Origin of the sequence: Streptomyces sp. H27-H1 (assembly GCF_026627445.1) — a bacterium.
Taxonomy (GTDB): Bacteria; Actinomycetota; Actinomycetes; order Streptomycetales; family Streptomycetaceae; genus Streptomyces.
Genome location: NZ_JAPNLJ010000030.1, coordinates 47,977 through 60,185 on the forward strand (window position 1 = coordinate 47,977; position 12,209 = coordinate 60,185).

General features: G+C 74.0%; 12 protein-coding genes. 8 read left to right on the forward strand and 4 right to left on the reverse strand.

Going from position 1 to position 12,209, the window contains the following annotated elements:
- Positions 1 to 121: 121 nt before the first annotated feature.
- On the forward strand, positions 122 to 1,165 hold the full coding sequence (locus tag OTB20_RS27750; protein WP_267821566.1) for an alpha/beta hydrolase: 1,044 nt from the start codon (positions 122 to 124) through the stop codon (positions 1,163 to 1,165).
- Positions 1,162 to 2,385: an acyltransferase family protein gene (locus OTB20_RS27755; protein WP_267821568.1), complete on the forward strand. Its 1,224-nt coding sequence runs from the start codon at positions 1,162 to 1,164 to the stop codon at positions 2,383 to 2,385. The genes OTB20_RS27750 and OTB20_RS27755 overlap by 4 nt, the downstream gene beginning before the upstream one ends.
- Before the next feature lie 188 nt (positions 2,386 to 2,573).
- Here the strand turns inward: OTB20_RS27755 and OTB20_RS27760 are convergent, their stop codons facing one another.
- Both OTB20_RS27760 and OTB20_RS27765 read right to left on the reverse strand, forming a co-directional pair.
- The gene (locus OTB20_RS27760; protein WP_267821570.1) at positions 2,574 to 2,954 is read right to left on the reverse strand and encodes a VOC family protein; all 381 of its coding nucleotides are present in this window, start codon (positions 2,952 to 2,954) and stop codon (positions 2,574 to 2,576) included.
- Positions 2,955 to 3,082: 128 nt separating this feature from the next.
- A complete protein-coding gene (locus tag OTB20_RS27765; protein WP_267821571.1) occupies positions 3,083 to 3,505 on the reverse strand; it encodes a DUF350 domain-containing protein in 423 nt (140 codons plus the stop codon).
- A gap of 104 nt (positions 3,506 to 3,609) precedes the next feature.
- Between OTB20_RS27765 and OTB20_RS27770 the strand changes: the two genes are divergently transcribed.
- On the forward strand, positions 3,610 to 5,514 hold the full coding sequence (locus tag OTB20_RS27770; RefSeq protein WP_267821572.1) for a GNAT family N-acetyltransferase: 1,905 nt from the start codon (positions 3,610 to 3,612) through the stop codon (positions 5,512 to 5,514).
- Here the strand turns inward: OTB20_RS27770 and OTB20_RS27775 are convergent.
- The gene (locus OTB20_RS27775) at positions 5,427 to 7,508 is read right to left on the reverse strand and encodes an AMP-binding protein (RefSeq protein WP_267821573.1); all 2,082 of its coding nucleotides are present in this window, start codon (positions 7,506 to 7,508) and stop codon (positions 5,427 to 5,429) included. The genes OTB20_RS27770 and OTB20_RS27775 overlap by 88 nt on opposite strands.
- 139 nt (positions 7,509 to 7,647) lie before the next feature.
- Between OTB20_RS27775 and OTB20_RS27780 the strand changes: the two genes are divergently transcribed.
- The 5 genes from OTB20_RS27780 to OTB20_RS27800 all read left to right on the forward strand — a co-directional run bounded on the left by OTB20_RS27780 (position 7,648) and on the right by OTB20_RS27800 (position 11,884).
- On the forward strand, positions 7,648 to 9,576 hold the full coding sequence (locus OTB20_RS27780) for an ABC transporter ATP-binding protein (RefSeq protein ID WP_267821574.1): 1,929 nt from the start codon (positions 7,648 to 7,650) through the stop codon (positions 9,574 to 9,576).
- A 63-nt stretch (positions 9,577 to 9,639) separates the two neighbouring features.
- Positions 9,640 to 10,020: a VOC family protein gene (locus OTB20_RS27785; protein WP_267756114.1), complete on the forward strand. Its 381-nt coding sequence runs from the start codon at positions 9,640 to 9,642 to the stop codon at positions 10,018 to 10,020.
- 144 nt (positions 10,021 to 10,164) lie between these two features.
- Positions 10,165 to 11,025, forward strand: coding sequence for an NAD(P)-dependent oxidoreductase (locus OTB20_RS27790; protein ID WP_267821575.1), 861 nt, complete (start codon positions 10,165 to 10,167; stop codon positions 11,023 to 11,025).
- Positions 11,026 to 11,097: 72 nt separating this feature from the next.
- Positions 11,098 to 11,691 carry a hypothetical protein gene (locus OTB20_RS27795; protein WP_267821576.1) on the forward strand — a complete coding sequence of 198 codons (594 nt, stop codon included), beginning with the start codon at positions 11,098 to 11,100 and terminating at the stop codon, positions 11,689 to 11,691.
- Positions 11,684 to 11,884 carry a hypothetical protein gene (locus OTB20_RS27800; protein ID WP_267821577.1) on the forward strand — a complete coding sequence of 67 codons (201 nt, stop codon included), beginning with the start codon at positions 11,684 to 11,686 and terminating at the stop codon, positions 11,882 to 11,884. Before OTB20_RS27795 ends, OTB20_RS27800 begins: the two co-directional genes overlap by 8 nt.
- A 142-nt stretch (positions 11,885 to 12,026) precedes the next feature.
- On the opposite strand, the gene OTB20_RS27805 is transcribed toward OTB20_RS27800, so the two are convergent.
- A complete protein-coding gene (locus OTB20_RS27805; RefSeq protein ID WP_267821578.1) occupies positions 12,027 to 12,158 on the reverse strand; it encodes a hypothetical protein in 132 nt (43 codons plus the stop codon).
- Between the last annotated feature and the right edge of the window lie 51 nt (positions 12,159 to 12,209).

The following is a 12,209-nucleotide window of genomic DNA, read 5'->3' on the forward strand; positions in this document are numbered from 1 at the left end:
CCCGGGGGGATCTCCTCCACCCCCTACCGGGGTATGACATCCGGTTTGGCTCCACGGTGCGACGCCCCGTGCGTCACCTTCTCCTTACCTTCCTCCTCGTCACGAGGAGAGGAGAAGGGGCATGCGCCGCTTCGCAAGGACACTGGTCACGGCCGCTCTGGCCACGGCCGTCGTCGCCGGAACCGCCGGATGGGCATCCGCCGGCTCGCAGTCGGCCGTCACCGGGCCGCCGCCCGGCAGCGCGGCATGGCGGGCCGACACGGTGTCCGGGCGCCCCCTGCCGGATCCGGCGCGGGCGACGCCGTCGGAGGTCGCGCGGTTCTTCGCCGCGCTGGACGACTCCCTGGCGCTGGGCCTCGTACGGTCCCACCCGCTGGTGGCCGGCAATCTGGACGGCGCCCCGCTCGCGCTCCGCTACGAGGCCAACCGGCTGGCCGTGCTGGCGACGGGCGAGCCCCGCTTCGCCTCGCTGGCCGCGCCCGGCCGGCAGATCCTGGCCTTCGACCCGCGCGGCCGGGGCACCGTCGCCGAGGTGTTCGGGGACCTGGGTCGGGCCGCGCACGTGTCGGTGGTCGTGCCGGGCTCGGACAACGACGCCACCACCTACGACCGGCCCCGGGCCGCGTACACCGGCCCGGCGGGCATGGCCCGCTCCCTGCGGTCAGCGACCGGGGAGGCGGCCGCCGTGATCGCGTGGACGGGCTACACCACGCCCGTCGGGGTGGGGCTGGACACGGCCCGCGGGCGCCTCGCGGAGGCGGGCGCGGTCCGCCTGGCCCGGTTCACCGATGGGCTGGACGCCGTCGGCGCACCCGACCCGGTGCTGTTCTGCCACAGCTACGGCTCGGTGGTCTGCGGACTGGCGGCCCGGCACACGGACGCCACCGACATCGTCGCCTTCGGCTCCCCCGGGATGCGGGCGGGCAGTGTCGCGCGCCTGCACACCGACGCCCGCGTATGGGCGGCGCGCGGGCCCGACGACTGGATCTCCGACGTGCCCAACGTGGAGTTCGCCGGGCTCGGCCACGGCGCCGATCCCACCTCGGCGGCCTTCGGCGCCCGCCGGATCCCCGCCGCCGACGTGGCGGGCCACACCGGCTACTTCACCCCCGGCACCCAGTCCCTGAAGGCCTTCGCCTCGATCGCCGCGGGAGCGGGCCGATGAGCGCGCCCGGCACCATCCTCACCAGGGCACGGGAGGCCGCCGGCCGGATCGACGCGAAGACCCCCGCCCACCGGGACCGGGCGGTCGACGGGCTGCGGGCGCTGGCCCTGCTGGCCGTTCCGACCGGGCACTGGCTGCTCGGCGGGTTCACCCTCGACGACGTCGGGGCCCTGCACAATGCCAGTCCCCTCTCCGCCTTCGGCGGCCTGGCGCCGGCCAGTTGGGTGCTGCAGATGCTCGGCATCTTCTTCCTGGTCGGAGGCTATGCCTCGGCGCTCTCCTTCCGGCGCCGCACCGGATCGGCCGGGGCTTGGCTGAAGGGCCGGACCTCCCGGCTGGGGCGGCCGGTGCTCGGGGTCACGGCGGTGTGGGCGCTGGCCGCGCCCGTGCTGTACGCGGCCGGGGTGCCCGAGGCCACGCTGCGGACAGGGGCGAAGCTGGTGATCCAGCCGCTCTGGTTCGTCGGGGTGTACCTGCTGGTCACCGCGCTGACCCCGTACTGCGTGCGGGCCGCGCACCGGCTGGGCGGCTGGGCGGCCGCCCCGCTGCTCGCCTCGGTCGCGGTGGTGGACTTCCTGCGCTACGGGCCCTTCGCGGACTCGGTGCCCGGGTGGGTGGCGCTGGTGAACATCCTGCCGGGCTGGCTGTTCGCGTACCAGCTCGGTGTGGACTGGGGCGAGGGCCGGATCGGGCGGCGCGGCGGGTGGCTGCTGCTGGCGGGCGGGGGCGCACTGTTCGCGGCCCTGCTGGTGGTCTTCCACTACCCGGCGTCGATGGTCGGCGTGCCGGGCAAGACCCGGACCAACTCCCATCCGCCGTCGCTGCTGGTACTGGCCCTGGCCTCGGCCCAGTCGGGAGCGGCGATCCTGCTGCGGGACCGGCTGGCGCGGCTGCTGGCCCGGCCGCTGCTGTGGGCGCCGGTGGTCGTGGTCAACCTGTGCGCGATGACGATCCTGTGCTGGCACCAGACGGCGATGCTGGCGGCCGCCGTACCGGGTTCGTTCGCGGGCGGGCTGGCCGGTCTGACGACTGCGCCGGACAGTGTCGGATGGATCGTGGCGCGGTTGGCGTGGATGCCGGTGTTCGCGGCGCTGCTGGTGGGCATCGCCCGCTACGCTCGCCGGTTCGAGCAGCCCTGGACGAGGGCCACGGCGGTGCGCCGTACCGTGGCCGGCCTGCTGGCGGCCGGGTTCGCGGTCTTCGCACTGGGCCTGGCTTAGTCCGGCAACGGCCCTTGCCGGTTCGCCCCTGCCTCCGGCACCCCGGCGGGCTGCGAACTCGTGGACGCGCAGACACCGGGGCCCGGCCCGGAGTGAAATCGCGGTGCACGTCCGCGCGGCGGGTGCGAACCCGGTGGACCTGATATCCACGACGGGCGCCAACCCGGCGAAATTCCCGGGTCCGCGGGTCAGGAGGCGGCCTGGCCGGTGTCGATGACGCAGAAGCGGTTGCCGTCGGGATCGGCGAGCACGACGAAGTCGGCATCGGCGGGATAGAGGTCCCACTCGACCCGCTGGGCGCCCAGCGAGACCAGCCGTTCCACCTCGGCCAACTGATCGGACGCATCGGCTGCGTACAGATCCAGATGGGTTCGCGGATGGTCCCGGACCGGGGTCACGCTCAGACTGAGCGACAGCTGGACTCCGGCCGCCACCCCTGGGGCCGGAACCAGAACCACCCAGTCGTCCTCCATCTCCTCACGCGGCACGTACCCCAGGGCCGCCCCCCAGAAGGCAGCCGCACGCGGCACGTCCGAGACACCCAGCACAACGGATCCGATACTCAGCATGCGTCGATTCTGACGCACGGGAACATCGCTCCCAGGTGGGCCCGTCCGGAGCACCCGTACGAAACGAGAGCGCCGCTCCCTCCGGGGAGCGGCGCTCTCGTGTGTGGCGTTCGGGCGGGCGCGGGCCGTCAGGCGATGGAAGCGGCGACGATCGCGGCGACCGCGAGGTTGCAGGAGGCCGTCACCCATACGGCGGGGTGCGGCTCGGGGTCGACCACGATCGCGCCGAGCCTGCCCGGGGTCACCAGGTCCAGCAGCAGGAAGGCCACGGCCATCAGGACCAGGCCGAGGATTCCGAAGGCCGCCGTGGAGAGCAGGCCCTTGCCGAAGCTGTCGTACGTGGTCCAGATCGAGGTGAAGACGATGCCGCCGATGCCGAGCAGCGCCGACGAGAGCATCACGGAGGCGTTGCGGTTGCGCTCCTCCCAGATCTGCTTCGGCAGTTTGCCGGGGGTCAGCACGTCCACCAGGACGATGCCGAGGATGAGCAGCACCAGACCGACGCCGCCGAATGCGCTGGTGCGGCCAAGTCCGTTGATGATGTCGCTCATTGGGAAGCCGTCTCCGGGTGGGGTAGGAAGTACGTCGCGTGCCTGTCGTCGCGGTGGCCGAATCTATCGCACGCCATGGCACCCGACCATGGGGAGGTCTGGAAATGGCGGAGCTCAGGGCCGCGCGGCCCGGGGAAGCCGAGGCGTTGACGGATCTGGTCATGCGGTCGAAGGCGCACTGGGGGTACGGGGCGGGGTTCCTCGCCGCGTGCGCTCCGGAGTTGCGGATCGAGGCCGGGGACGTGGAGCGGCGGCGGATCGTGGTCGCCGGGCCCGGGGCCCGGTCCGGCGGCGGCCCGGCCGCCGTGCTCGGGCTCGCCTCCCTGGACGGGGAGCCGCCGCTCGGACGGCTGGGGCTGCTCTTCGTCGAGCCGGCGGCCATCGGCGGGGGCGTGGGGCGCCTGCTGTACCGGGACGTGGTGCGTCGCGCCGCCGAGCTGGGTTTCCGCCGGCTTCTGATCGACGCCGATCCGCACGCCCGCGGGTTCTACCGGGCGATGGGCGCGGTGGGCGAGGGCCCGGGCCCGGGCCCGGACGCTCTCGGCGCGCTCGTGCCGTTCGAGGTGGCGCCCGCGCCCCTGGCCGACTGGGCCCGGGCCTGGACGGGCGGCGCGGCGGCCGTACACGTGGGCAATGTCGCCGAGTACAACGCACAGTTCGCCGACGCCTCCCTGGACCGGGGACAGACGGCCGCCCACCACTACGCCTGTCTGGCCGCCTTCTACAGTCCCCGGCCGGCCGCGCTGGTGCTGCCGCGCCCGGTACCGCAGGGCTGGATCTCCCTGCTCGGACGCCAACTGGACTGGCCCGCCGGGGTCGAGGTGTACGACGGGCTGGCGGAGCGGGACCCGGATCTGTCGGACGCCGTACGGGCCCGGCCGGCGCTGGCCGCGCGGCTGGCCGGGACCGGGTCCGTGACCGGAGCCCTCGCCGGGGCGCCCCTCGTGCCGTGGGGGCTGACCGCCCCCTTCGCGCGTCTGGCGCGGCGGCCCTGGCGGCCGGAGGAGCTGCGGTACGAGTCGAAGTCGGCGGCGCACGGGCTGTTCGGGCGGATCCTCGCGGAGGGCGGGCATCCCGCGATCACGCTTCCCGCGCAGTGGCGGGCGCCGACCCGGCGGGCGGCGGTCCGGCTGCTGGCTTCGCGTACCGGGGCGGGCGAGAGCACCGTCCTCAAATCGGAGCACGGGGTCGGGGGTTCGGGCACCACGGTGGTGACTCCCGAGCGGATCCGCGCGGCGGGCGGGGCCCGGGCCGTGGTGCGGGCGTTGCCGCGCGGTCCGCTGCTGGTGGAGGAGTACGTACGCGGCCCGGCGGATCCGGACGAGCCGCGCGACCTCACGTATGACGGGTTCGTGGACGCGCGGGGCCGGGTGCACGAGGTGGGCGGGGCGGTGATGGACGTGGCGGACGGCGGGTACCGCGGGGCCACGGTGGGGCCGGGGGTGGTCCCCGGGTGGGCACAGGAGCCTCTGCTGGCCTTCGGCGGGGCGGTGGGCCGGGAGCTGTCGGCCGCGGGCTACCGGGGCTGGTTCGACGTGGATTTCGTCGCCGACGGTGCGGGACGGCTCGCGCCGACGGAGACGAACCTGCGGCTGACCGGGCCGTCCGTCGCCTTCGTGGTGGCGGCCCGGCTGGACGAACTGCGGGGCGCGGGGCACTTCGTACGGATCGTCGACCGGGTGGAGCTGGGTGCCCGGCTTCCGGAGGCTGCGTTCGACGACCTGTGCGAGCGGCTGGTTCGCAGGTGCGCCGGGACCGGCGCGGTGTTCCTCCCCGCCATCCCCACCGGCGCCTTCGAACCGGCGCCTTGGATGGGCGCCCTGGTGGCCGCGGCCGGCAGGGAACTGCTGGACGCGGCCGAACGGCTGGTTCGGGCTGAGGCACTGTCCGTCGGGGCGATGTTCGAGCAGGCGGGCGGGGCTCAGCCGGCCGGGCCGGAGGCCGCTTCCCGGGCCGGCGCCGGTTCCGGGTTCACGTCGAAGGCGCTGAGCGGCGGGCGGGAGGCGTAGACCGCCACGATCCCGGCGGCGATCATCAGGGGGATGTTGAAGGTGTAGACGAGGGCCGCCTGTTGGGGCCAGTCCTGCTTGGCGGCGAGCCGGTAGAGGTTGTCCTGCGGCCACCAGGCGGCCAGCAGGTAGACGATCGCCAGGTGGGCGGCCGTGGTGATGCGGGGGCCGCGGCGCCCGTGGCGGAGCATCCGGGAGCGGCCGATGAACAGGAACAGCACACCGGCCGCGAAGGCCCAGGACTCGGCCAGGTAGAGGATGAAGAAGAGCGTCGCGTACGGGTTCGGGACGCCGGAGAGGTCCGTGGATCCGGGCCAGAACATCGCGGTCAGGAGCATGGCGACGCCCCCCAGCAGCAGCAGCCCGAGCACGACGAAGAAGACGAGTCCAGCCCATCCGGAGGCATGGGGCCCCGATGAAGACCTCGCGTACTTGGTCCCGCCCCCGGTCGGCCCGTCTTCGGCGGGCCCCGGGGGCAGCGGGAGCGCGCTGCGCTGCTCGCGGCCGGCCTTGTCCCGGGGGATCCGGGGCAGCCGGAACACGGCGCTCGGCATCATGGCTCCCGGGAGCCTGCCCGCCAGGTGTCGGCGGAGCTCCGCGCCGTCGGGGAGGTCGGAGCCCGGTGGCCGGCTGTCGTTGTCGGCGGGCGGGGCGAGGAAGGCGATGAGCGCCGGCCTCGCGTTCACCCCCGTACCGGCGCCCTTGACCTCGGCCAGGACTGCCCCGCCGACCGCCGCATGGCCGCGGATCGCCGATTCGACGGGATGCGGGTCGAGGGGTTTGCCGTCCACGGTGAGCCGGTCGCGGATCCGGCCGCGGAACTCCAGCAGCCCGTCGGGGCGCAGCGCACCGAGATCGCCGGTCGGGACCGGTTCGCCGCCGCCGGGCACGGTGAGGTGGATCTCCCCGTCGCACAGGTCGAGTTGGCAGCCGGGGAACGGGGAGCCGATCAACGAGAGTTCCTCGGACCCGTCCAACGGCCCGGCGAGTTGCGGGAGTTCGAACCGGGCACCGATGCCCACCGCCTCGGTGGGACCGTAGACGTTCAGCAGCCGGGCGCCGGGCCGCAGCCGGGCGAGCAGGGCGGCCTGCTCGTCGAGGTAGAGCCGGTCGCCGGTGACCGTGACCATGCGCAGGGAGCGGAGCCCTTCGTCGGTGCGGCGCAGGGTCTTCGACAGGGCTGCCTCGCGGTCGCGCAGGAGGAGCTGTGTGGCGGTGCCCGGGTCGGCGTGCAGGACGGTGACCCGCTCGGCGTCTACGGCGCGGCGCAGCGACTCGGCCGTCCAGCGCGGCCCCTCGGGCAGGACGAGGGCGGCGCCCTCGCACAGGGCCCGCGTCCATCCGGCGGCGAAGCCGGTGAGGTCCGGGGCGGCGGCGATCAGGTGCCGGTCCTCGGGGACCGGCCCCGTCACCCGGGCCCAGCCCTCGTGGGCGGCGAGGAGCCGTCCGTGGCCGATGGGGACGGCCCGCCGGTCCGCGCCCCCGGTGAACAGCACGGCGGCCGCGTCCCCTCGTACGACACGCTCCGGCGGGTCGGCGGGCAGCCCGCCCGCCTCGTCCGCGTGTGCGCCGAGGCGGATCACCCGCAGATGGCCGCCGTCGCCGCCGTCGTCGAGGCGGGCCCGGTCCGCGGCGTCGGCGAGCAGGGCGAAGGGCCGGGAGGCGGCGAGCTGGCGCTGCCCGGTGCGCGGGTTCTCGATGTCGATGACGGCGTAGGCGGCGCCGGCCTTGAGAATGGCGAGGAGCACGGCGAGGAGCTCGGCCCGCGGGGCGCAGGCCACGGCGAGGACGGACCGGTCGGGCAGTCCGGAGTTCAGCAGGTGGTGGGCCAACCGGTTCGCGCGTGCGTCGAGTTGTCCGTAGGTGAGGCTGTCGGTGCCCGCGGCGACGGCCTGGGCTCCCGGGGTGTCGCGTACCCAGCGTTCGAAGCGGGTCAGAACGGTGTCGTCGGTGCGTCGGCCGGAGTGCGTGAAGGACTCTGATCCGTGCGTCATGGACCGATTCTGTCACCGGGCACCGACAGTCACGAAGGGGAGGAAAATCGCCCTTACGAGCGGGAGTTGGTCCTGAATCGGATCATGTGGGGCTCCACCTATTGACCTCAAGGTTGGTTGAGGTCTTAGCGTTCGGCTCATGGATATGGAAGTAACCGCCTGGACATCGCTGCACAGCGCGATCAACGCCCAGCAGGACCGGCGCCCGCTCTCGCGGGCCGGGCTGCGCCGCGTCGCCGCTTTCGCCCGCCCGCACCGCCGCGGGCTGACGCTCTTCCTGCTGCTCAGTGTGGTGACCGCACTGCTCGCGGTGGCCACCCCGGTACTCGCGAGCCGTGTGGTCACCACGATCGTCGAGGGCCGCGAAGGCGGTACGGTCACCCGCCTCGCCCTCCTCATCGCGCTGATCGCGGTCGCGGAGGCGGCGCTGGGGCTGATCGTCCGCCGACTGTCGTCCACCCTCGGCGAGGGGCTGATCCTGGACCTGCGGACGGCCGTCTTCGACCACGTACAGCGGATGCCGGTGGCGTTCTTCACCCGGACCCGCACCGGGGCGCTGGTCAGCCGGCTCAACAACGATGTGATCGGCGCGCAGCGGGCCTTCAGCAACACCCTGTCGGGAGTGGTGGCCAACACCGTGACGCTGCTGCTGACGCTGACCGTGATGCTGAGCATCTCCTGGCAGATCACCCTGCTGGCCCTCGTGCTCCTGCCGGTGTTCGTCCTGCCCGCCCGCCGGATGGGGGCGCGGATGGCGGCGATGCAGCGGGAGGCGTCGGCGCTCAACGCCTCGATGGGCACGCAGATGACCGAGCGGTTCTCCGCGCCGGGCGCCACGCTGGTGAAGCTGTTCGGTCGGCCCGCGGAGGAGTCGGCGGAGTTCGCTGCGCGGGCCGCCCGGGTGCGCGACATCGGGATCCGGACGGCGATGGCCCAGTCGGCCTTCATCACCGCCCTCACCCTGGTCTCCGCGCTGGCCCTGGCGCTCGTGTACGGTCTCGGCGGCCACTACGCGCTCGCCGGCACCCTCGACGCGGGCTCGGTGGTCGCCCTGGCCCTCCTCCTCACCCGGCTGTACGCGCCGCTGACCGCGCTCGCCGGGGCGCGGGTGGAGGTGATGAGCGCGATGGTCAGCTTCGAGCGTGTCTTCGAGATCCTCGACCTGAAGCCGCTGATCTCCCAGAAGCCGGACGCCCGCCGGGTGCCGGAGGGGCCGGTGACGGTGGAATTCGACCGGGTCTCCTTCGGCTACCCCTCCCCCGACAAGGTGTCCCTCGCCTCCTTGGAGGAAGTCGCGATCCTCGACTCGCGGGGTGGCACCGAGGTGCTGCACGAGGTGTCCTTCCGTGCCGAGCCCGGGCAGATGATCGCCCTGGTCGGTTCTTCGGGCGCTGGAAAGTCGACCATCGCGCAGCTGCTCCCCCGGCTGTACGACACGGACTCGGGCACGGTGCGCCTCGGTGGCATCGACGTACGGGACCTCACCGCGGACTCCATCCGCGAGACGCTGGGCATGGTCACGCAGGACGGGCACCTCTTCCACGAGTCGGTACGGGCCAACCTGCTGCTGGCCCGCCCGGAGGCGGACGAGGCCGAGATCTGGGAGGCCCTGCGCCGATCCCGCCTCGACGGGCTCGTGGCCTCGCTCCCGGACGGGCTCGACACGGTCGTCGGCGAGCGCGGCTACCGGCTTTCGGGCGGCGAGCGCCAGCGGCTGACCATCGCCCGGCTGCTGCTGGCGGGACAGCGGGTGGTGATCCTGGACGAGGCCACCGCCCATCTGGACTCCACCTCGGAGGCGGCGGTCCAGGAGGCCCTCGGGGAGGCCCTGGCCGGGCGGACCGCCGTGGTGATCGCGCACCGGCTGTCGACGGTGCAGGCGGCCGACCTGATCCTGGTGGTGGAGGAGGGCCGGATCGTGGAACGCGGCACGCACGCCGAGCTGCTGGCGGCGGCCGGACGGTACGAGGAGCTGTACCGCACCCAGTTCGCGACGTCGGGCCCGGACGGAGACACGCCGTCGGCGGATGCCGTCGCGGGCGGCGCGGCGGCGGTCTCCGGCGGATGATGGCCGACGGGGTGGCCGGACCGGCCCCCTGATCCACTGGTACACCGGAGTCAGGAGCAGCCGATGGACATCAAACTGGAACTGGTCGCCGTACCGGTCACCGACATCGACCGGGCCAAGGCCTTCTACGAACGGCTGGGCTTCCACGCCGACCACGACGTCACGGTCAGCGAGGACATCCGCTTCGTCCAGCTGACCCCGCCGGGCTCGGCCTGCTCGATCGCCATCGGCAAGGGCCTGACCCGGATGACACCGGGCTCGCTGGACAACATGCAGGTCGTGGTAGCGGACATCGAGGAGGCCTTCGCCGACCTCAAGGGCCGGGGCATCGAGGTGACGGAGATCGAGGACATGCCCTGGGGCTCCTTCGTCTACTTCTCCGACCCCGACGGCAACGGCTGGGCCGTCCAGCAGACCACTCCGCGCACGGCATCGGCGGGCTGAGGGGGAACCGCCCCCGCCGGAACGCGTCCTCTCGGCGGCTCTCCCGATGGCGAGTTGTGGCCCCGTCGGCGTGACCGGGTCCCACGGCCGTGGAGACTGGCCCCCGGGGTACGCCTGCGGAATCATCGGAGAGGGAGTGGCGCCATGAGCGTCGTCGCACTGCTGGGGACCGGAATCATGGGATCGGGCATGGCCCGGAACCTGCTCAAGGCCGGACTGGAAGTCCGCGTGTGGAACCGGACCCGGGAGAAGGCGGCCGCGCTGGCCGCCGACGGTGCGGTGGTCGCCGACGGCCCGGCCGACGCGGTGGCCGGGGCCGATGTGGTGATCACCATGCTGGCCGACGGGGCGGCGGTGTCCCGGGCCATGGCGGCGGCCGTGGACGGCCTGAGCGCCGGTCAGGTGTGGGCGCAGATGGGTACGGTCGGCCTGGCCGCGCTCGACGAACTGGCCGCCTTCGCGGCGGACCACGGGCTGGTCTTCGTGGACGCCCCGGTGCAGGGCACCCGTCAGCCCGCTGAGGACGGGACCCTGGTGGTGCTGGTCGGCGGCCCGGCCGATCCGCGGCTGGACCCGGTCTTCGCCGCCCTCGGGGACAAGGTGCTGCGGGTCGGGGACGAGCCCGGAGCGGCGACCCGGCTGAAGCTGGCCGCCGTGGGGTACGCGATCACCGTGACGGCGGCGGTCGGCGAGGCCCTGGCACTGGCCGAGGGACTCGGGGTGGACACGGAACTGTTCGCGCGGGTCGTGACCGGCGGGCCGATGGACAATCCGTACCTCCAGGCCAAGATGCGGGCCGTACTGGAGCGGGACTTCACGCCGAGCTTCACGGTGCGCGGCGCCGAGAAGGACACCGGCCTGATCGCCGAGGCCGCGGCGCAAGCCGGGATCTCGGTGGACCTGGCGGTCGCCGCGCGGGCCCGTTTCCACCGCGCCGACGAACTGGGCCACGGCTCCGAGGACATGGCCGCCGGCTACTTCGCGAGCTTCCCCAACCAGCCCTGACCGGCGGGCCCGTGCCCGCGGTCCGCGGAAAATGGATGTCGTCCCGCGGGAACGCCCGGCTACGGTCCGGTCATGCACAGGAGCCGCAGGCGCGATCACCGTCCGGCCCGGCCGCGGTCCGGGCGCACGTCCACCCCGCTCCCGCTCCGGCAGGCCGGGTCCGTACTGGCCGAAGGGACGGGAGTGGTGCTCGTCGGCTACTTCTCCGGCAAGCGCAAGGACTTCGCCTCGGTCATGGACACGGCCGCCGCCGTACTGGCCGCCCGGGGGATCCGGGTCCTGGGCCGCGCCGTCCAGCGCCGCGGCGTCTCGGACGGCGGCGTGCGCAAGATGTCCTGGCCGCTCTCCTCGCAGACCCTCATCCGGCGCGGGAAGGCCCAGGAGGTGCTGGTGCTCCGCGAGGCTGCCGGAGCCGACGCGGTCGTCTTCGTCAATCCACTGACGGGCCACCAGCGCCGGGTCCTCACCGAGCTCTTCGGCTGCCCCGCCGTCAGCCTCGCCGACGCTCCCGCCGACCAGCCGCCTCGCACCCCGGGCCCGGCCCCCCGCCGGCCTCGCCCCGCCCGCGCCCCGACCTCGCCCCGCCCGCGCTCAGCCTTCGTACGGTCGCGGGCGTGTCGGAGACGATCCGCGCGGCCAGCGGCCGCCCGGCCAGTAGGTGGCTGAGGCCCAGCAGGTATGCCGCGTCCAGCGCCGGCCCGGAGTCATCCCCCTCCAGCCCCGCGGCCAGGGCCTCGCAGCCGACGGCGATCCGGTGGGCCTGCTCCTGCTCGCCCTGGAGCAGGGGGCCACCTCCAGCGCCCGGATCCGCGGGGCCACCTCCTCGGGCCGCGCGGCGGCGAGCGCCCGTTCCACGTAGCCGCGCGCGGCGTGCAGGTGGCCGCGGCAGGCTACGAGGAGCAGCCGGCGCTCGCCGATCCATTGCCGCACCGCTGCGGCCGGGGTCCCGGCCCGGTCAGGGTGATCAGCCGTTCTTCACGCAAAGCCCTTGTGCGGCCGGTTCACCGGTCCGGCCCCACGGAGGAAGCGGAGTCACCGCCGTCGTACCCGTCGGCCTTGACCTTCACGTCGTTGCCCCGGACGGCAGGGGCGACCGTGCGGACGCCGGCGGGGCAGCCGGTGACCGGCGCCACGATGAGGTCGGTCCGGCTGAAGTCGCCACTGACACGGCGGTCAGGGCCGGG